The sequence below is a fragment of the Haloarcula sp. 1CSR25-25 genome, from assembly GCF_032027985.1.
GTDB lineage: Archaea > Halobacteriota > Halobacteria > Halobacteriales > Haloarculaceae > Haloarcula.
Window position 1 is genome coordinate 459,000 of sequence record NZ_JAHYBW010000003.1, and the last position, 20,088, is coordinate 479,087.

The following is a 20,088-nucleotide window of genomic DNA, read 5'->3' on the forward strand; positions in this document are numbered from 1 at the left end:
CACTGAACGGTCCAGAAGACTACCTCGCTGTACTCGTTAACAGGAATTCGAGGGAAATTCCTCGGGGCTTGACCTCGAGCCAGTTCACCGGTGGCGCCGTTCGCTCCGTAATCGTGGGGAGGAAGTCACTGTCGAGCGGAGGCAATCGTGCTCATGAAGAAGGCACTAAACACGATTTGTAGACCAAGAACGATCGCGGTAAACGCAACAACATCAGCCGCGACAAGCGGCAGTTGCCTGAACCCGCTTGCAATCCAGCGACTCGCGAGATACACTGCATAGCCGGCGCCACCTCCAAACACCACCAAACCAACCATGGCACTCCGTTCTAACTGGAAGGCTGATGTGAGCCATTCCGTCAGTGGATCAGAGGGACGCCGAATGGGGTCACTAGCAACCGTCGCGAAGACGCCGAGGCTCGTTACCTGAAAGCCAACGATCGTCAGGAGACTGCCACCGAGCATAGAGTGAACGCCGAGACTGATACCACCCACTGACAAGCCACTGCCAGCAAGCAGCATCAACACGCCACCGATGGCGGCCCCAACCAACCCCGGCACCGAGAACAGATACCCAGGGGCGTTGATCAACATAAACCGAATGTGGCGCCACCCGTCCTGGAAGCTATCGAGCGTCTCCTCGCCTTCTCGCTCGTGATAGGTAATCGGCACCTCTTCAATTTTCAGCCCTTTTGCGCCCGCATCCATGATCATCTCGCTGGCGAATTCCATCCCATCGGTTTCCAGGTCGAGTGTCGCGAGCGCATCCCGAGAGAACACACGGAACCCACTGTGGGCATCGCTGACACCGGCATCGTAGAACAGGTTCAAAAAGGCAGTCAGTGCGGGGTTACCGATGTACTGATGCAGCGTCGGCATTGACCCCGGTCGGATCTCGCCGTTGAGCCGACTGCCCATGCAGATGTCCGCAGTGCCGTCTCGAACCGGCTCAAGGAGGCGTGGAATCGCTTCGAAGTCGTAGGTGGTGTCTGCATCGCCCATGACAATATACTCGCCACGGACCCGCTCAAAGGCGTACCGATAGGCATAGCCATAGCCGGCGCCGTCGGGTTCGACGACGATTGCACCCATGTCACGCGCAATCTCGGGCGTGCGGTCAGTCGAACTGTCGCTGATAATGATTTCACCGGGCGTCTCGAGTTCTGCCAGCGCGGTCTTGATACGGGTGATGCACTCCGCGATGCCGTCTTCCTCATCAAGCGTTGGCATCACTACGCTGATCGTCGGCTGTGCCTCGCTCTCAGCTGCACATAGCCAGGTGGTCGCCTCATCCGCGACAGCGGCCCCATTCTGGGTTGCGTTTGCAACTTCGGCCATCCGTCACGATGCCCCCCTGAATGTCTCTGCCGGCGTTCGACGGGTACGGCGCCACGAGCCGGACACGACGCGACGTAGTAGACTTGACAACTGTTCGATATGGCTGCGATTCAGCGGTAGCACCCTTTCTATCCCCGAGTAGGACACCATTACCAGAGCGTACGTGAGAGGTGATATATATGTTTGGTCTGAATATATCTTTTTGAAACAGAACCCAATCTAGCGGAAAGGTAGCTTGTAGGTATCGCCGACCAGGGAAAGAAGCCGCCTGCGGAGTCGAGCCTAAATCCAGCAGTCCCGCAGTGCAGCGCGCCACACTCTTGAACCTCCGAACCGAGACGGGTCAACCACGAAGGACTGACAGCGGGTGCAATCGTCGAAGATACAGACTCGCGGCCACCGCACTGAGCAGACTCACACAGACGGCAACGCCAAGCCCACCCAGCAGCACGCGGTCCGACAGCGTCACCACTTGCTCGAACCCGCTGAGTGCAGCGGCGACTCGATTCACAAGCCACGTCGCTGGATAGGCCACCCCAATCCCGACAAGCCCCCCGAGCAGGCCAATCAACAATGTGTTCGTCAGAACGATCGCGGACAACGACGACGTCGGGGTCCCCAGTGCCTGGAGTGCAGCGAAGGTTTCGCGCCGCTGGTAGACAAACGAGAGCTGCAGGTTCAGCGTCAGGAGAATCCCGGCGACGACAGCAAGGACAACTAGGCTGACACCGCTTGCGATCACCGCGATCTGGTCCTGGATCGTCGCCTGAAGTTGCTCCCTGTTGGTCCGAACGGTGTATTCGGGATAGGCTGTCTGTAAATCGTTCTCGACAGCCGTAACGTTCGCACCATCTTGCAGCCGAATAGAAATGAACGTCCCCCGGTCACTGACAGTCGTCCCCGTCACCTCCTGTAACTCACTCAGATGCATCGTCACTGTCGGCGCGCCGATAAACCGCGAGTACGTCGGGGAAATCCCGACAACGGTGAACTTGTTCTGTCGCGCTGTGGCGAGCGTGCCGCCGATATACAGCGTGTCATTGACAGAAACGTTCAACAGGGTAGCCGTCCGCTGGTCGATCACCACCTGGCGTGTCATCGGCCCGTCGTACTGTCCCCCGGCGTAATGGGTGTCGGGACTCCCGACGCCCCGTCCCTCCGTTATCTGCACTGACGGGCCACGAGCCGGCGCGCCAGCCCCGATGAGCGTTTGATAGTCAGACGTGTTTTTCCCGACGTAGACGGTCTGGAAGCCCATCGGGACCGCCGTTGCAACGTCCTCTCGGGCAGTGATGTTCGCTGCCACGGAATGGGAGTCAACGAGCGTGTTTTCGAAGCCGCCGGCACTGCCTGGTCTGATCTCGACTGGGCCACCGGTGACCCAGAGATCACGACCGGATTGGTCGAACTTCTGTTGGCCGGTCTCGATGACGCCGAAGCCGACGCTCACGAGCAGTACGGTCGCCAGGACTGCCATCGCGACGCCCAAAATGGCGAGGACGGTTCGAAGCCGATCATGGCGGAGTTGCGCAAAGGCGATACCGAGTTGCGCCCGGAGTTTGCCCAGCATCAGGCCAGCACCTCCAAGACATCACCGCGTCGGCTCAACCAGACCGGATACAGTGCCCCGACGAGCCCGATCCCGACAGCGACCAGTAATGCATAGCCGGCGAGCTGTGGTTCGAACACCGCGACGGCGTCGACGCTGAAATATCGCTCACCGAGTCTGTTGACGCCGATGATGCCGAGAATACCGATTCCGACCCCGACGATACCGCCGAGGATCGAAATGATGAGCGTTTCAGCGGCGACGAGTAGCGACCGCGATCGCTGGGAAAACCCGATTCCCGCAAGGGCACCCAGTTGCTGGCGGTCGGCACTCACCTCCAGTCCCATCAGCGTCGTCACGAAGAGGACGCCGACGACGACTGCCGAAACGAGGGCTGCGACGGCGACGGCTAGCGGAAGATTCGATGCTGACACGCGCTGTGAGGAGAGGCCACTGCGCGTGACGACAGTCGTTTCCGGATACCGTCCTTCGAGTGATGACTTGACACTGGGATCGTTCGTACTGACGAGCAACTGGTCGGCGGTGTCACCGCTCGTGCTCCCGGTCAGGTCCTGCAGTTCACTGAGATGGACGAGCATCACAGGAACACCACCACCGGCCGTCCCGACCCCGCCGTCCGAGACATTGATGACGGTCATCGACCGGTTCGTGCCGATCGGTGTGAGCTGGGAGCCAGTCGACGTATTGGTCACGGTCCCAGCGGCGGTGTTCAGGATCGCATCCCCGGTCCAGGTGCCGTTGTAGCTCCCGTTCTGGTAGTACGGGTCCCCCGGCGTGAGACGGCCAGCCGGCATGTCTAGCACCGACTGCTCTGGCTCCGGGACGACGCCCACTGCAAACACGTACGTTCGCTCGCCGGTCGTCGCATCCCGAACCGGGACGAGTTCGAGCAAGACGGGTGTGACGTAGTCGACCCGATCATCGGTCCCAATCTGGTGGCTGGTTCGATGGACATCACCCAGGCGTGGTCCACCAGTCGAAATGGCGATCGACTCGACACTCGCCTGTTCGGGGACCAGCCAGTAATCCACTCCGTCGCTCTGGACGACGGACTGGGAGGCCAGCCCCAGGGAGACACCGGTGACAGAGATCATCAGTCCGACGGCGACGCCGACGCCAAGCACTGCCAACAGCACCCGTTGCGGGGCAATCCGGAACCGGCCAGCGACTCGGGCGACAGCCAACCCTACCAATGAGCGGACGCGTTGCCCGAGCATTACTCTCGCCGGACGATGGTGCCGTCTTGCAAGTGAATGACCTGGTCACAGACAGCTAGGGCCTGCTGGTCGTGTGACGCGAGCACAACCGCCTGTTCGTCCGCGACATCCACGAGCAAGTCTAACACCTGGTCACCGGTCGCTGAGTCGAGTTCACCGGTCGGCTCATCAGCGACCAGTAGTGCCGGCTCAGTCACCAGCGCGCGTGCGATAGCGACCCGCTGTTGCTCACCGCCGGACAACTGACCGGGCTTGTGTGTTGCTCGATCGCCGAGACCCACGGACTCAAGCAGTGTCTCGGCTCGCTTGCGGCGGTCACGTTTCGATTCGCCCTGTTCGACGAGTGGGAGGGCGACGTTCGCTCTGGCAGAGAGGGCATCGAGGAGGTGAAAGCGTTGAAAGACGATCCCGACGTTGTTGAGGCGGAGGCGAGCCCGTTGCCGTTGAGAGAGCGACGAAATATCATCGCCATCGATCGAAACCGTACCACGCGTTGGGACATCGAGGCCCGCAAGCAGATGGAGGAGTGTGGATTTACCGCTGCCGCTGGGACCTGCGATCCCGACCACGTCACCACGCGTGACAGCCATCGAAACACCGTCAAGTGCTCGGACAGTAGGCGCGTCGTTCTGGCCCAGGACACCGGTGCTGCCACGGGTATACTCTCTGACGACAGAATCAGCCGTCACGGCGGGGACAGGATCGGCTGTCGGTTCAGGGGCGATACTGGTGTTAGCCATTACTTACTCTCCTTTTCCAGTCAGGACCCATAATTGCTTTGTCACGGCCAGCCGATATGATGGTTTTACTATTATCGCGGTCTCCCATTGTAGCAACAGAGACAGTTGGTCCAGTCCGGAAAACAGACTGTAGAACACTCTCAGGACAGTGCTTGAATCACCCGTGTCTGTCAGGGGACCCAGTGTCGGCCACGGACCTAGTATCCCACCCAGCGTCGCTCCCCACCGATCTGAGACGCGGTCCTGTGGGAAGAGTTCGACGTGTCATAGCAGTGTAGTTGTCAGCTATAACGACAGTACAATTGTTATTATAGGTCGAACGTCATGTTTTGCAAGTAAACTGGACGTCTCTATGGCGCCAATGGCAGTGTGCGCTCAGCCGGCTGTGGACCAAGTCACGACGATTCGTCACCGGGCGAGAGTAACTCCGCCGCTGCCTCGACGGCATCAGCGGCGGTCTCTGCATCTATCGTGGCAGTAAACGTCGCGCGTTCGTACGCGCTGGCGAGGGTCGAAAACAGCGCATCGTCGGCCGCGTCGAGCTGTGTTTCACAGGCCCGGCGGAACTCCCGATGGGTCAACGAATTCGACAGCCCGCCCTGTTCTTCAAGCCGACCACGGACCGCACCGTATGCGGCAACGGTCGCACTGGTCGCCTCACCATCGGCAAGCGCCGAACGGGCCCGGTCTAGCCACTGGCGCGAGTGCTCATGTAGTTCAGTGGCGGAATCCGGGCTCGGATCTGCGGTACCAGTCGCTGCCGACTCATCACTGCCCTCACGTCGCTGGACCCAGATCACAGCCCCGACGACGGCGCATCCGCCGAGGAGGCCGAGGGCAAGTAACTGCAGCGACGAGAGTGTCTCACCGGTCCCAGCGCCACGGCTCGCACTGCTTGTGGGCAGTCCGATGTTTACTGAGGTCGTGGCCTGACTGCTCTCCAGATTCGTCCGGGTGCCATCGAACTGAGCAGTGACCGCCACAACCGACTGGTTCGTTCCCTCGGGCCGTGAGACGTTTGTGAGTGTCACACGATACCAGCCGGTCCGATTCGTCACGACGGATCGAGTTGTGGCACCGACATCAACAGTGACCGTCTGGTCAGATACAGTGTCCCCATCTGTGGTGGTCAATCGACCCCGCACACGCACGCGGTCACCACGCGACTGTGACGTAACTGACAGCTGTGTTGGGGTCGTCCTGATAGACACGGGCGCTGTAGTCGAGGCAGGGCCAATTGCGAGTGCTTCGCGCGTGTGCTCAATACGAATCGAGCGCTGTCCAGCGGGAATCGCCGCTGGCACGCGCTGGGTGAACCCTGCCTCACCTTGGCCGGTTGTGAGTGCCCACGTACTACGATCGCCAACCGTCGTCGTCAGAGGCAATGACGGTACCGGACGGCCGCGAACGGTTGCAACAACTTTCGTCGCAACCGTATCGCTGTATCCGGCTGTGTAAGGTCGCACAGTGGCCGACAACGAGGGCGATACTTGTGTCACATCAACGGGGACTGTCGATGCAGTCCCGAGATAGGGTGAGTCGGCCGGTGGTCGGTAGCTGACGGTCGTCGTTGTAGCGTTGACGGGGAGTGACACTGGCCGATACAGGACCGCAAATCGGCCAGTCTCGTTGGTGGTCGTCCGGTAGGTACGGTTCCCGACGACGATGTTGGCCGTCTCGTTGGCCACGGTAGTCCCGTCGGCTGTCGTTATCGTCCCGGTGATTGCCATCGGGTCGGTGAACGCAACGGCAGAGCCGTTCGTCTGGAGGCGCATTCGGGTCTGGACGAACGTTTCGGTTCTGACCACTGCTTGCTGCGCTGTGATGTTTTGCGAGAGATTTCTAATCGTGTCTTGGGAATCACCAGTCGCGACGCCGGTCTGGTTCTCGATTCGCTGGTAGTTATCGATCAGGGACTGATTCGTCTCTCTGACCTGTTGGGACAGGCGTTCCAGGTCACGAGCGGCCTGGCGAACCGCCGTCGTGTTGCCTGCCCTACGAGCTGATTGATATTCCTCGTAGGTCTGTTGATACGCCTGTGACGCGTTCGCGAACGCCTGCTGATCTGTCTGCGTCTCTCGAAGCGTCGCTGCTGTTTGGTCGTCGGTCGTTCCGTCTGTCTCCCCGGCAACCTCGACATACTGCTCAAGTCGAGAGTCGTAATCATCGCCGAGATACGCTTTCGCGCGGTCGTATTCACCCTGTGAGATCTCGATCGTACTGGCCTGCAACTGTCCCGTTAATCGCCCCTCCAGCCACTGACTGACCCGCTGTGAATCACCTGCTTGGGAGACGTTGTCGGGCCGTTCGTGTTGCACGGTTGTATTGTTCGTCGACGTCGGAGACGCCTGCTGATGAACCGTCGGGCCGTCGACTGACTCACTGGCTGCGACGCCAGCCGGTGCGAACCCGCCTCCCGCTGTCAGCACCAGCAGGCAGCAGAGTGTCACGATGATGGCGCGTCCGAACCCCGTCCGTTGCACAGTCACCACTAGCTATCACGCATCAAAAATCCACGCATTACCGAACACCACTCAAAAAGCCTCGGGGCAGGCCCCGAGGTATTCGGCCGGTCCCGCCTGTAGACCCCCACCGGCCAGGGTATGACTGCCACCTATCGGGAGGCAAGCGCGTCGATCCACCCGAGTCACAGCGTCGAGGGCGGAGCAGCCCACGCCAGCATCGACGCCTGTCCTGTAACACTTAACTGCCGCTCTCCCGTTGCGGGATACAGATGGAGGTGACACGTCGGTACTGGCTGACGGTTGGAGTTGCGGGCCTCCTGGGACTGTGGGCGCTCGTGCTGGAGCGACCGGTACTTCTCGTCGGCGCTGCGAGTATCGGTGGTTGGCTGCTCACTCGCCAGTACCGATTCGTCCGGACGACGCAGGCGACGGTCGACTCCCTCGCGATCACGCATCAGCTCGACCGGACTCGTGTCACCGCGAAAGAAACGACACTGGGGACAGTCAGGATGGAGACGCCGTCCCCGGTCGACGGGACAATCGCTGTCGATATCGACCCACCAGTCGCTAGCCGTGCGACCCGAGCGACCTGCCACCTCTCCGACGGCGCGCAAACTGCCCAGACGACGTTCGAGGTGACCTGGCCTGTCGCTGGCGCGTTCACGTTCGGCCAGCCAACGGTCACGGTCACCGACCCGATGGGCCTGTTTCGCCAGCGAACCACTGCTGGCCCAACGCCGTCGGTGACTGTCGAGCCACGCTCGCCACGCGACATCCACGTCGGTGAAGGCGGTGACCGCGTTGCGGCTGGATTCGGACAGCACGATGCCGGACGGACCGGGAGCGGACTCACGCCGGCCGAGATTCGCCAGTACACGCCCAGTGATACCACCGGGCAAATCGATTGGAAGGCGACAGCCCGCCTCAGCGAACCGTACATTCGGGAGTTCGAGGCAGAGACAGATCTCGAAACGATACTCGTCGTTGACCATCGCGCGTCCATGGGAACGGGCCATGCAGGCGAGACGAAACTGGATTTCGCCCGACAGGTCACACTCGCACTACTCGAAAGCGCACAGGAACACAGCGATCCACTCGGGTGGTACGGCGTGGGTGACGGTGGCCTCACTTGGACGTTCACGCCGAGTACGGATACCACACATTACCGGACAATCGCCAGCGGAATCAAATCGCTTGATCCGACCGACGATCCGACCGCCGACCACTCGACAGCGACAGTTAACCCTGCCCGTGCCAGACGGACAGCCGCCCGACTGGACGATGAAAGCCCGTTTGCGACAAAGCTCCGGCCGTTTTTCGAGTCAGCCGACACCTATGTCCAGCGCATCGCGGATGAACCGCTGTTCAGTGCGGTCCGCACGGCGTCGGCGCGCAATGACGGGACCAGCAGGACAATCATCGTGACTGACGACACCCATCGGACCGAACTCCGAGAGGCAGTGAAGGTCGCACAGCGGGGGAACGGGCAAGTCACCGTGTTTCTCACGCCAACTGTGCTGTATGAACCCCGGACAGTGGGCCAGATCGACGACGCTTATCGTCGGTACACGGAATTCGAGGAGTTCCGACGGGAACTGGCGGCCATTCCTCGCGTCACTGCGTTCGAGGTTGGCCCCAGCGATCGCCTCGCTAGTGTGTTATCGGCAGGGCGGGCACAGCGGGAGGCATCCCAGTGACACCGACCCAGGACACCCAGCCAGACGATGGCACGACAGACGGTGAGACCGACGGTGAACGTCCCTGGTTCGCTACCTTCCGGTGGTCCAGCCACCGTAACTGGCCTGGGCTGGGTGCGCTGGTCGCCGTCCTCGTCACGTTCTGGCTGCTGGGTGGGTTCTGGGGCGTCATCGCGTGGGTTGTCGTCGCGAGCAGCTGGCTCGCCTTCCCAGTGATAGTCCCCGTGGCGATCGGCCAGTTCGCACTGGTTGCGGTAACGCCCGCCGACGCCGGGGTCACGGCGTTGCTCCCCGGCTCGGTCTCGCTGCTCGCGCTCCTCGTGAGCGATGTCGTGACAGCCCTGCAGGACCTCCCGGATGGGGTCGTGCTTGTCGGGAGTGTCGTGATCCTCGGCGCCGGCGTCGTCGGACTGATCTCGCTGTCCGGAATCTATGCGGCGGGTATCGGTCTCGTTATAGTACTTGGAACGGCATCGTATCTGCTGCACAGGGTGTTACTGTTGGTACTCGGGCATCTCCCGGTGGAGTCGCGTCCAACGAACGGGTAACTCGCGCCGGAGTCGCTTCTATGCATTTCGTATCACCTCCGTACAAGAGATCGGCCGTCGGAGAACGGTTCCGCAACAAGCACTCGGGTTGTTGTGCTGGCAACCTGAAGCGACACAGTAATCTAGCTCCAGATACGAACTGAGAGGACGAGACAGATACGCTCTTCTAATCTATGAATCTCGATAGCTTACTGGATGGCGGCGACACAGGTGACGACGAGCCGGCTCGCGAAGAGGTACTGACACAGCTTGAGTTGCTTGCCGAGGAGAACAAGCGACTGCGTGACTCATACACGCGGGCGAAACAGAGCCAGTATCAGCGGACGGCTGCCGGCCTGGCCCTCCTCGGGATGCTGGCTATCGGCAGTTCGGTCTTCGCTGGAGGGGCCAGCGACGTATTGCTTATATTGGGCGGTATTGGTCTGTTCGGCGGACTGCTGACGTACTACATCACCCCCGAGCAGTTTGTCGCAGCCGAGGTCGGCCGAGACGTGTACGCAACGCTTGCGGGCAACGAGGCTGCCATTGTCGAAGAACTCGGGTTAGCAGACACCCATCTCTATGTTCCGACTGGCGCCGATGGGAGTGTCCGACTGTTCGTCCCACAGCACGAGACAGCGCCACTGCCTGCCACAGAGTTGCTCGAGCAGACGATTGTCGTCTCGGATGACGGGGAAGCGCGCGGTGTGGCTCTCGACCCCAGTGGCTATCGACTCTTCAGAGCGGTTGAACGCAGTGTCACGGGGAGCCTTGCAGCAACGCCTGGCGCGCGTGCCGAACAACTCGCCGACGCCGTCGTCGAGCAGTTCGAACTGGCCCGAACAGCCACCCCAGAAATGGACCCTGAGAACAACCAGCTGACTGTCGCAGTGAGCGGGTCCGCGTACGGGCCGCTTGACCGGTTCGATCACCCGATTGCCTCAGTGTTTGGGCTGGGGCTCGCTCATGGGCTGGACGTTCCTGTGTCGGTTACGGTCACCGAGGCGACTGATGACCGCGCAGCGTCTGTCCTCACATGCCGCTGGACCGAGAACACTGACTCAGAAGAGTGAACGACCGCTCTGTTCGCCCGCTTCGCTCGCTCCCTGAGGAAGGGAGAGTACTGCCACCGGTCAGCTAGTCCGTACTCGGTTCGGGTGTGTCATTCAGGAGGTCGACATCCTGTATCTGCCCCTCTGGCGGCACGACCGACGATACTATGTCGGCGATAATGTCGTCGGGCGTTATATTACTCAATTCGGCATCCGTCGAGAGGACGAGTCGATGACGGAGTACCGGTTCGACTAGCTGCTTGACGTCATCATTGATGACGTACTCCCGGCCCCGAATGGCAGCACGGGCTTTAGCGGTCTGGAGGAGCGCAAGCGATCCACGGGGTGACGCGCCATACGCGGTATCCGCATGCGTCCGCGAGGCGGCAACCAAGCCGAGAATGTAGTCGTGAACGGCCTCTTCGACGTTGACGTTCATCACAACGTCGCGAGCAGCCGCGATATCGGCAGGTGAGACAGCCGCACTGGCGTCACTCGGCCCCATCATCGGTGCGTTTCCGAACCGCTTGAGCATCGCCCGCTCCGTATTTTCGTCGGGCAGATCGACGATCAGCTTCTGCTGGAAGCGGTCACGCTGTGCTTCAGGGAGTTCGAACGTCCCTTCCATTTCGATCGGGTTCTGTGTCGCAATAACCAGGAACGGCTCGGGGAGTTCGAGCGTCTCGCCCTCGATCGAGACTTGCCCCTCAGCCATCGCTTCCAGCAGCGCAGATTGGGTTTTCGGCGTAGCACGGTTGATCTCGTCTGCGACGACGACGTTCTCGAAAATAGGCCCTTTGCGTATCTCGAATTCACCAGTCTGTTCGCGATAGATACTGGCGCCGGTGATGTCTGCGGGGAGAATGTCTGGCGTCATCTGGACGCGAGTGAATGTGAGTCCGCTTGCCCGTGCGAAGGTGTTTGCCAGCGTCGTCTTGGCCACGCCCGGAACGCCTTCGAGCAAAACATGGCCGCGAGTGAGCAGAGAGATTGTCAGTTGTTCGACCAGGTCGTCCATACCGATCAGGATGTCCGAGGTTTCGTCAGCGATGGTTGCAGCCAGCTCTGCGGGATCAGTCATTGCCTTTCGTTACTCACGGTGTTTCATCAATCTGTCTGTGACTCGGTTGACGCGCTCCTCGTCCCAATCGGGGTGGCGACGCTGAACGGCGGCGCTGACGTCGGCACTCGAAAGCCCCGGGGCTTGGGATGTGGACTGCTGGTTTCGCCACGGGAACTGGCGAGCGATACCCGGTGATTTCGCTATCGCGAACAGCGCCAGTATCGAGAGACAGCCGCCGAGGAATGTAGCCAGGCCGGATTGCTGTAGCAGGAGTCGGAGCGCAACGAGTGGCGGGAGTGCCGTAGTGTGAGAGACATCGAGGAGGACGGTGTCGTGTGCGCCCACGACCGCCCGCAGGAAGGCAGCATTATCGCTGCGATCCAGCATCGAATTAAGAAAGATGCTTGGGTCGCTGACGACGAGCACGGTCCCCGAGCCGACTGATTCGACAGTCACGACCGGCCGTGGCATCAGTTCTTCGTCGGTGTCCAGGTCTCCGTTCCGGTTCGTATCGAGGTAGCTATACTCTGAGGCGGTCGCCAGTACAGTCGCCGATCCCGGATTCACGGCACTCCCGTGGTTCAACATGAGCTCGTCAACTGTCGTCGTGTACGTGTGATTCGTCATGACGTCTGCCCGTGGGAATGCCGGGCTGGGCCCGATTTGCCGTTCGTCTCGGAGCGGCCTGCCGTCGATACGGGCCGAAGCACCGACAGCGGAAAGTAACTCGTTGCCGCCGTCACCGTAGTCTTCGGCAACCAGCAGTGTGCCGCCGGCGCGAACGAACGACCGAACAGCCGCCGTCTCTCGCTCGTGGTACCCACGGGTCGGCGACAGGACAACGGCAACTGTTTCGTTCGGTGCCGAGCCATCGTAGCGACTGGTGTTTTGTACGACAGTCGTCTGTGCACCAGCCGCCTCGGCAGCGGTTCTGACTTCCGCCGTCCCGTCCCACTGTGAATTGTACACGCCAAAGGCAGCCGACGAGGTGCCAGCAGCGACAAGCAGTGTCGCGACCACCGTGACGAGGAGTGTGAGCAGTAACAGGCGTGGGTAGGAACGGTCGCTGAACATTATATGATCCCTGGGGGCAGTATTTCGAGAATCCGCCGGACGACGATGTAGCCAAATACGACGAGGGCGATACCGATGACCCATTTCAGGCGCCGCCGCCATGTGGGAGTGACGGCAAACGGGGCGGTTAATTCGACGACAACGAGGAACCCGATGAGCGAAACGACGAAAAACAGTTCAGGGGAGAGCGAGCCCAGAAGCGACAGTACAAGCAGCGAGCCCAGCAGCCAGGCCATATTTCCAACTACGAACTGCTGTCGCCGCCGGGTTGGCATGGGTTGAATCTGGATATCGAGCCGTTTGTAGCTGTCGGCTCAGCCAGCGTACGTTTCCAGCGGATTGAGGCAGGTTGACATCCTGCCCGCGCTAAAGCGCGAGGTTTTGCGCCTATTAATCACATAAACCGAAAGAGATGAATAGAATCCTCATTACAGACATATCATGACCAGTCTCGGTAAGCTTCCCCTCCAACTGATACTTGTGTTTGCTGTAACCCTCACAGCAGCGAGTGCCCTTGCTGCCCCCGGCTATTCCCTCTCGGCCACACCGTCTCTCGACGTCCCCGATCAGACGGTCACGTACGAAAGCACCGAGTACAGCATTACGTCGATTACTCGTGTCTTCGCTGGAGAATCCGTCACGACTGAGGCGAACGTCCCCGACGACGCGTCCTACGAGATCAAGTTTCGCGGCCCGGACAATCAGTTAATCAGTAGCGACCGATACTCCGGCGACACGACACATACGGTCGATTACTTCGGGAACGGAGAGGCGGGGACGTACGCTATTACGATTCGGGATGAAAACGAACTGAAAGCTGTATACCCTGTTGTCCTGGCAGGGTACAGCGTGTCGGTTGCGGCGCCGACCTCGATCGAATCCGGCCAATCGCTAGCGGTCACTGCGAACCTGACGGAAAAGGACATTCAGACGCATTCCTCGTTAGACCGTGTCGAAGTCGTGATCGGTGATGACGATATCGCAGCTCGCCAGCAGATGAACAAAGAGCAGGCGGGGCAGTACACAGCGAACATTTCGACAGCCGACATCGAGCCAGCGTCGTATAACTTGTACGTGGTCGTTCGAGGCGATGAGGACGTCCGACAACGAGCAGAGGTCTTGGCTGTGAGCGACCTGTCCTCCCTAACGATTTCAGAGCGGTCGACATCAACGGTGACCGAGACAGAATCCGATTCCGGTGCCTCCGGGTCAGGTGGCGGCGGAGACACCGGCGCGGATGACGCAGAACCCACAGTAACAGAGGAAACACCGACACAGACTGCGGAGGCCACAGCCGCGACCAGAACAGCAGCGGGTACACGGATACCGTCAGAAACGGTGACGACGGAATCGCCGACGCCAACCACGCAGACAGAACGCACCAACACCACCAGAACGCCGACTGCCACGACTGAGAACAGCGGTGTGCTCACGCCAGAGACGGCAGCCCCCGACGCAACTACCGCTGAATCAGGGCCCGGATTCACAATTCTGACCGGACTGCTTGCAGTGCTCGTCGTCGTCTGTTATCATCGCTCAGTATGGCAATAGGTTGATATTCTTCAGTCAGTTTCGGAGATATATTACTGATAGGACGGAAACAATTATTAACCGCTAACCAGATATCAGCATAAGGATATATGTTGAAAAGTAAAAAAAGCATAATTATAATTATAACTGCACAACTCGTTCTCAGCGCACTCGCCCCCGGTGTGGCGTTTGCAGCGAGTACCGGCAGTAGTAGTGTCACAATAACGGGGCAGTTAGAGGATTCTTCGGGGGATCCAGTCACTACTGGTGAGGTGATTGCGATTGATTCGGATGGCAACGGGACTCCAGTTAAACTGGATAACTCCGGTAGCTATTCTATCAGTGTGACCGCAGGGGAGGAGTACACGTTGCAGTATACACAGGGCATTGATAGCTACCCTGACGACGGCATTCCCGACCTCTACACAATTGATAAGCGCTCACCGAGTTCGGATGTTGACCTTGGCACGATTGAACTTCCAGAAGCGTACAACGTAGATGTGACCGTTGAGACATCGTCCGGTACGGATGTCACTGATAGCGCTGCGATTGATGTGTACCACACGAACAAGAACAACGGTGTAGAAAGTGGGTTCGAATTACTTCCAAACCCTATCGAATTAGCTGGCCAGTCATCGTTCACGGCCGTGTATGACGACAAGGTCGCTCAGACGGCCATTACAGTCAATCAGGCTGAGTCCGTGACGCTGGTTACCGATAACCCCGCCGATATTACCGGGTCACAGGTCTTTGCCCTGAGTGACAGCGGACAGATACAGGGCTGGGAACGTGGAGCCTACACACTCCGGACGGATGACACGGACGCCGCTACCCGCATTACGCAACCGAGTGTGGTCAACGGGGAGCAGCTTGGGGATGGGAACTCCTTCACAGACGGGAACGACGGTACCAACACCAAGTCGCTGATTCGTGAGTTCGACGGTGACCGGAATCCGATGGGAGTTCACCAGAGCGGCGACGATGTGACTATCACCTTCGACCAGAGTCTCGCGCAGGCAGGTAATCAACTCGATAACCAGGATAACGTGGAACTCGTGGCCGCTCGGGTGAAGCCTGAAGACGGTGCCGGCGCTCCAGCCAGCTCCGAGGAAGCGCTCACGCTTCTCTCCGACATTGAGAAGGCCAATAAGAATGCATCGTTCGAGATTCTAGATAACTCGGCATCGCTTGACGGTGCCGGAGAGCTGACCCATACAACCTCGTTCAGTCCCGGCCATTACGTGATTTTCGCAGCGGTTCACGGGCCCGACAGTGACGGGATCGAAACAGGGGCTTCCAGTGGTAATTCGGGTCTTGCTGACCACAATATCTCTGTCGACGGGACGGTGGTCCTGATCGGTGCCGATCAACTGTCTGTTCAGCAAGGTAGCACCACGGTAACCGGGCCAGGGACACCCGAAGCGGGAGACAACCTGACGTTCGATATCGATACAACGAGCGCGTTCGACAGCAGTGATGACGGGAAAGTCACACACGCAGTTGCCGTCTACAACAAATCCACATTCGAAGACAGTCGCTTCGATCTGGTCGTCGACGAGTCGAAGCTCGGTACTGATTTTTCCGCATCGGACGATGCTCAGCTCGAACACTCCATCAACGAAACTAACGGAATCGCGCGTGTGGAGGATGGGACGACGCTCAACGGGAATGACCTCGCTGATGGCGAGGTCGGGCGTCCGGTGAGTGCAGGCAGCGCAATCGGGTTCTTCGCTGAAGAGTTGAACACCGACCAGCCGAACACGGATCCGATTACGGCCGGTGGTGCAGACAACAACAACTACGAGCAGATCGATGCTTCGGTAACGGTCGTCAACGGGGAGAACCGGGATGCACAGGTCTCAGTCGATACGTTCGACAACTTTACCAACGGCAAATATCAGTACGTCGTCGTCTCGACGCTCGATGATAACGAGTCCCAGTTGAGTACTACAACCGGAACGATTCAGTTGGGTGACGACAGCAGTAGTGACGACAGCAGCAGTGATGATAGCAGCAGTGATGACAGTAGTAGTGACGATAGCAGCAGTGATGACAGCAGTAGTGACGATAGCAGCAGTGATGACAGCAGTAGTGACGATAGTAGTAGCGATGACAGTAGTAGTGACCCGATTATCACTGATCCCGAACCCGACAGTGAAACCGAGCCCCCGGCGATCAGACCTGAAGTAACCCAAGCGAACGGGACGGCAGTCTCCACGGTTGGGAACCTTTCAACAGGGCAAACGGTCGTATTGGATATCAATGAGGGAGACACGAGCGAAAACGAGGGAACGGCAATTGAGCGATTGAACATCACCAGTGCCGGGGACGCTAGTGGTGTGCAGGTCAATGTGAGCACGAGCCAGCGTCCAGTGGCCGGAACGCCTGACGTAGCCCGCGCGCAGACGGTCCTCCGCCACATTGAGGTCGAGGTCAAGAACCTCGAGGAAAGCGAGGTTAGTGAAGGGACGTTCACCTTCCGTGTTTCGCAAACCCGGCTTGAGAATCAGGGCATCGCACCCGAGAGTGTGGTCATGTACCGCTTCCACAATGGGTCGTGGAACGCCCTTGAGACGACGCATCTCGGTGGGAACCGCTTCAAGGCAGACACACCCGGCTTCTCCTCCTTCGCTATCGGGGTAGCACAGCCCTCGGTGTCAGTGACCGATGCCAGTCTAAGCACTACCGAGGTCAACACTGGTGAGTCAGTCGACGTCTCCGCTGTTGTCGAGAACAGTGGCGACCTAGAAGGTAATATCACACTGGATGTGACGGCTGATGGCACCAGTGTCGAGACCAGAGAGATTACAGTCGGAGCTGATGAATCCGTGACTGAAACCGTCTCTGTGACATTCGACGATACAGGCAGCTATCAGATCGCAGTCAATGGAGTCTCTGCCGGAACCCTGTCCGTGACCGAAGCAGCAGCAGCTACCGACACTGGTACTGAAACCGAGACAGATACTGAAACAATAACGAACACCGAGACGGTCCCGTCGACAGAGCCACCGGGTGACGACGGCGGCCTGCCGCTGATTGGGATCGGGATTGTCATCGTTCTCGCGGCACTCGCTGCCGGTGCCTTCTTCTTCCGGGACCGACTTCTGGGGGTGTAATCGGTCACCGTCCCGTTTCTACGTTCGAATTAAAGTTCTGGTTTTTTGATTCCGATATAGAGCAGTCTACCTATCCGAGAAGCTCGAGTAGCGACGGTCCGCTGTAAGCACCCTCCAGTGTCAGCCATGACATATAGCAGTGGGTACGCGTTCGTCTAGTAGTAGCCATATAAAATAGCGCTCGGTCACTCCGATACGAGTTAGTCGATATATTCTAATCACCTCACCAAGCGAGAGTTCATATGGAGGTGAGAAACAGTGAGTGGATATGAACACGACCACGATGGCGGTCACATTCATTACAACGACGATGGCGGCAAAGGGATGTAAGGACAAGATATCCAATCAAGTATCTCGGGGACAGCCCCGGGACTTCGCCAAGTAGTGTCGCACTGCCCCAGCAGGCGAATTTAATTCCCCCTCGATTTTCTCCGGTTCGGAATTGCAGGCGCGAGTCAACAATCCCACACAAACTAGATGTATCAAGAGTGCGGCCACGTCAGATATCACAGCGGCGACGAGTTCCGGTGTACGCGGGGGTGTCACATGGTTTGTACGTGGTTGCTGAAAGGAGCACCAGATCGGGTGTCTGAGTTGTTGGTTTTCGACAGGGACTGTCGAGTCAGTCACTCACCGGAGACTGTGGCTCACCAGTCTCGTCGACCTGAGAGCGGTACAGCTCGGAGTACGCTGTCCCTCGGTCAAGCAGGGTATCATGGGTCCCCGATTCAACAATCTCACCGGCTTCGATAACGTGAATCGTATCAGCTCCGGTCACGGTAGATAACCGATGCGCGATAGCAACGACAGCGTAATCGCGATCTAAGCGCTCAATGCCACCGTGGACGCGCGCTTCAAGTGTGCTATCAAGTTCACTCGTTGCTTCATCGAGCACTAAAACATCAGCGTCTTTCAGTAATGCTCGAGCGATAGCAACACGTTGTCGCTGGCCACCAGAAAGGCGGACGCCATCATCACCGAGAACAGTGTCGTATCCTGCGGGCAACTCATCGAGAAACTCGGTCACTTGAGCAGTCGAACAGGCCGCTGCAATCGCAGCCTCCGATGCCTCTCGATTGCCGACCGTCAAGTTATAACGCAGCGTCTCGTTGAAGATGTGTGGATTCTGCTTGACGACCGCAATGCGAGACCGCCACTCAGCGGCTGTGAACTGGACAATAGGCGTCGAGTCTGCCAATATCTGACCGCTATCCGGCTGATATAATCCAGCAAGCAGCGATGTTAGCGTCGACTTGCCAGCTCCGGAGGGCCCGACTAGTGCGATGAACTCACCCTGGTTGACCGAAAACGAAACATCATCCAGTATCGTCCCGTCGCCGGTTGGATACGCAAAGCACACGTCCTGGAATTCAATCCGTTCGATCGGGTCCTGGACTGCCTTGTCGCCCCACTGCTCTTCCTGACGATCCAACCGTTCGATGAATTTCTGTGTCCGGATGAAATGTGGGAGATCGTTGTTAATATCGTAAGCAAGCCCGTTTAGCGAACTCACTCTTGGGGCCAGTCGAAACATCGCGAACAGAAACACGCCAAGTCCTGGGAGTGAGAGGGTGGCACTCGTCACCGCAAAATACACCAGCGCAAACACAGTCGCGGTCGCGAAGAAGTTGTTGAGATTGGCTAGCGCCGTCTGATCTCGCTGTTTCTTAATCGAAGCATCAGTTTGCTGATTGATCGCAGTCCGGAAATCGGACTGCAGTTCGTCTTCAAGCGAGAACAGTTTCACTTCCCTGATTCCCTGGATCCCAGCCTGCAGTGAAGACTGGACGCGCTCATTGGCCTGGGCGAGCCGGTCGCCGACGCCGTATCCCGATTCGAATACGTATTTACTCCCAGCCATCGCGAGAAGCAAGACGAGACTGGTCAGCGCCATGAGCTTTGGAGCTAAGTAGAGCGCAATAAGCCCGTAGGCCGTACTAACGAGCGCTGTTTTGAGCCCGCGAACGATCTTCGTAATGATCGCACTGGCGTAACTCGTTTGGGTCAGAATTGCATTCAACAGTTCCTCTGATCCGTGCGCATCGAAGTACGTTGTCTGGGCTGAAAGGACCCGGTCATAGCTAATAAGTCGGAGGTGTCGTCTGTATCCTGTGCCGAGAATGGCCGTTAGCCATGCGATACCTACCCCTAGCATGTATCGAAGTGCCAGAATGCATCCGACGCCGACAATAATATACTCGAGTGTGAACGGAAGCCCCAACGTTGTATACACGTCGACAAAAACGCGGACAGGGCCTGATAGCTCACTACCCCCACCCTGTTGAACGACGGTCACGATCGGGAGAATGAAGCCGACGCCGATTCCTTCTAACACCCCGACTAATAGGCTGAGACCGAGTATTGCTACCGAGAGCCCCGGCCTGTACGAGACCACATCGCCGATCGCAGCGATAGTTTCACGCAAGGAGAGCTCGTCTGTGTCAGTTGAATCTGAGAGTGGCTTTTTGCCGGGCGTACTCATCGCTCGCGTCCTGCACGTCCTTCGGTCGGAGAGGACTGTTACTATGTATAGACTACGCCCAAATCGCACCTTGGATAAGAGTGCCTTCGCAGGGTTAGTAGCGGTCTACCACAAAAGTCGTCCACTTCTAGTAGACCGCCTTCATCCTATCAGGTTTGATTGTCTACCATGACACTCCACGCTAACCAGCCGTTAGTTAGTAGAAAATATCTAAATAT

The 20,088-nt window shown here is 58.6% G+C and carries 14 protein-coding genes; 5 read left to right on the plus strand and 9 right to left on the minus strand.

Annotation, left to right across the window (positions count from 1 at the left end):
• Positions 1-125: 125 nt before the first annotated feature.
• The 5 genes from KZ498_RS12055 to KZ498_RS12075 all read right to left on the minus strand — a co-directional run bounded on the left by KZ498_RS12055 (position 126) and on the right by KZ498_RS12075 (position 7,347).
• On the minus strand, positions 126-1,337 hold the full coding sequence (locus tag KZ498_RS12055; protein WP_312619118.1) for a glycosyltransferase family 2 protein: 1,212 nt from the start codon (positions 1,335-1,337) through the stop codon (positions 126-128).
• A gap of 343 nt (positions 1,338-1,680) precedes the next feature.
• Positions 1,681-2,907 carry an ABC transporter permease gene (locus KZ498_RS12060; RefSeq protein ID WP_312619120.1) on the minus strand — a complete coding sequence of 409 codons (1,227 nt, stop codon included), beginning with the start codon at positions 2,905-2,907 and terminating at the stop codon, positions 1,681-1,683.
• Positions 2,907-4,124, minus strand: coding sequence for an FtsX-like permease family protein (locus KZ498_RS12065; protein ID WP_312619122.1), 1,218 nt, complete (start codon positions 4,122-4,124; stop codon positions 2,907-2,909). Before KZ498_RS12065 ends, KZ498_RS12060 begins: the two co-directional genes overlap by 1 nt.
• Positions 4,124-4,864, minus strand: a complete 741-nt coding sequence (locus KZ498_RS12070) for an ABC transporter ATP-binding protein (protein WP_312619124.1) — start codon at positions 4,862-4,864, stop codon at positions 4,124-4,126. The genes KZ498_RS12065 and KZ498_RS12070 overlap by 1 nt, the downstream gene beginning before the upstream one ends.
• A gap of 395 nt (positions 4,865-5,259) precedes the next feature.
• Entirely contained in the window at positions 5,260-7,347 is a 2,088-nt protein-coding gene (locus KZ498_RS12075; RefSeq protein WP_312619126.1) for a hypothetical protein, read from the minus strand.
• 251 nt (positions 7,348-7,598) lie between these two features.
• On the opposite strand from KZ498_RS12075, the gene KZ498_RS12080 reads away from it, so the two are divergent.
• From KZ498_RS12080 to KZ498_RS12090, 3 genes are all read left to right on the plus strand, one after another.
• Complete coding sequence (locus tag KZ498_RS12080) at positions 7,599-9,026, plus strand: DUF58 domain-containing protein (protein ID WP_312619128.1); 1,428 nt, start codon at positions 7,599-7,601, stop codon at positions 9,024-9,026.
• The gene (locus tag KZ498_RS12085; RefSeq protein WP_312619130.1) at positions 9,023-9,574 is read left to right on the plus strand and encodes a hypothetical protein; all 552 of its coding nucleotides are present in this window, start codon (positions 9,023-9,025) and stop codon (positions 9,572-9,574) included. Before KZ498_RS12080 ends, KZ498_RS12085 begins: the two co-directional genes overlap by 4 nt.
• A 173-nt stretch (positions 9,575-9,747) precedes the next feature.
• A complete protein-coding gene (locus KZ498_RS12090; RefSeq protein WP_312619132.1) occupies positions 9,748-10,626 on the plus strand; it encodes a hypothetical protein in 879 nt (292 codons plus the stop codon).
• 64 nt (positions 10,627-10,690) lie between these two features.
• On the opposite strand, the gene KZ498_RS12095 is transcribed toward KZ498_RS12090, so the two are convergent.
• From KZ498_RS12095 to KZ498_RS12105, 3 genes are read right to left on the minus strand one after another with little or no spacing between them, the layout of a single operon-like run.
• The gene (locus tag KZ498_RS12095) at positions 10,691-11,686 is read right to left on the minus strand and encodes a MoxR family ATPase (protein WP_312619134.1); all 996 of its coding nucleotides are present in this window, start codon (positions 11,684-11,686) and stop codon (positions 10,691-10,693) included.
• 9 nt (positions 11,687-11,695) lie between these two features.
• Entirely contained in the window at positions 11,696-12,742 is a 1,047-nt protein-coding gene (locus tag KZ498_RS12100; protein WP_312619136.1) for a DUF4350 domain-containing protein, read from the minus strand.
• Positions 12,742-13,017 (minus strand): hypothetical protein, encoded by a 276-nt coding sequence (locus KZ498_RS12105; RefSeq protein WP_312619138.1) that lies wholly within the window; start codon positions 13,015-13,017, stop codon positions 12,742-12,744. Before KZ498_RS12105 ends, KZ498_RS12100 begins: the two co-directional genes overlap by 1 nt.
• A 166-nt stretch (positions 13,018-13,183) precedes the next feature.
• Here KZ498_RS12105 and KZ498_RS12110 point away from each other — a divergent pair, with 166 nt between their 5' ends.
• Positions 13,184-14,293 carry a hypothetical protein gene (locus KZ498_RS12110; RefSeq protein WP_312619140.1) on the plus strand — a complete coding sequence of 370 codons (1,110 nt, stop codon included), beginning with the start codon at positions 13,184-13,186 and terminating at the stop codon, positions 14,291-14,293.
• An 89-nt stretch (positions 14,294-14,382) separates the two neighbouring features.
• On the plus strand, positions 14,383-17,388 hold the full coding sequence (locus KZ498_RS12115) for a PGF-pre-PGF domain-containing protein (protein WP_312619142.1): 3,006 nt from the start codon (positions 14,383-14,385) through the stop codon (positions 17,386-17,388).
• Between the two features lie 622 nt (positions 17,389-18,010).
• On the opposite strand, the gene KZ498_RS12120 is transcribed toward KZ498_RS12115, so the two are convergent.
• The gene (locus KZ498_RS12120) at positions 18,011-19,870 is read right to left on the minus strand and encodes an ABC transporter ATP-binding protein (RefSeq protein WP_312619143.1); all 1,860 of its coding nucleotides are present in this window, start codon (positions 19,868-19,870) and stop codon (positions 18,011-18,013) included.
• Between the last annotated feature and the right edge of the window lie 218 nt (positions 19,871-20,088).

Coding starts and splice junctions, on each gene's coding strand:
- KZ498_RS12055 (WP_312619118.1), bottom strand. CDS start 1,337: ATGGCCGAAGTTGCAAACGCAACCCAGAATGGGGCCGCTGTCGCGGAT.
- KZ498_RS12060 (WP_312619120.1), bottom strand. CDS start 2,907: ATGCTGGGCAAACTCCGGGCGCAACTCGGTATCGCCTTTGCGCAACTC.
- KZ498_RS12065 (WP_312619122.1), bottom strand. CDS start 4,124: ATGCTCGGGCAACGCGTCCGCTCATTGGTAGGGTTGGCTGTCGCCCGA.
- KZ498_RS12070 (WP_312619124.1), bottom strand. CDS start 4,864: ATGGCTAACACCAGTATCGCCCCTGAACCGACAGCCGATCCTGTCCCC.
- KZ498_RS12080 (WP_312619128.1), top strand. CDS start 7,599: ATGGAGGTGACACGTCGGTACTGGCTGACGGTTGGAGTTGCGGGCCTC.
- KZ498_RS12090 (WP_312619132.1), top strand. CDS start 9,748: ATGAATCTCGATAGCTTACTGGATGGCGGCGACACAGGTGACGACGAG.
- KZ498_RS12095 (WP_312619134.1), bottom strand. CDS start 11,686: ATGACTGATCCCGCAGAGCTGGCTGCAACCATCGCTGACGAAACCTCG.
- KZ498_RS12100 (WP_312619136.1), bottom strand. CDS start 12,742: ATGTTCAGCGACCGTTCCTACCCACGCCTGTTACTGCTCACACTCCTC.
- KZ498_RS12105 (WP_312619138.1), bottom strand. CDS start 13,017: ATGCCAACCCGGCGGCGACAGCAGTTCGTAGTTGGAAATATGGCCTGG.
- KZ498_RS12110 (WP_312619140.1), top strand. CDS start 13,184: ATGACCAGTCTCGGTAAGCTTCCCCTCCAACTGATACTTGTGTTTGCT.
- KZ498_RS12115 (WP_312619142.1), top strand. CDS start 14,383: ATGTTGAAAAGTAAAAAAAGCATAATTATAATTATAACTGCACAACTC.
- KZ498_RS12120 (WP_312619143.1), bottom strand. CDS start 19,870: ATGAGTACGCCCGGCAAAAAGCCACTCTCAGATTCAACTGACACAGAC.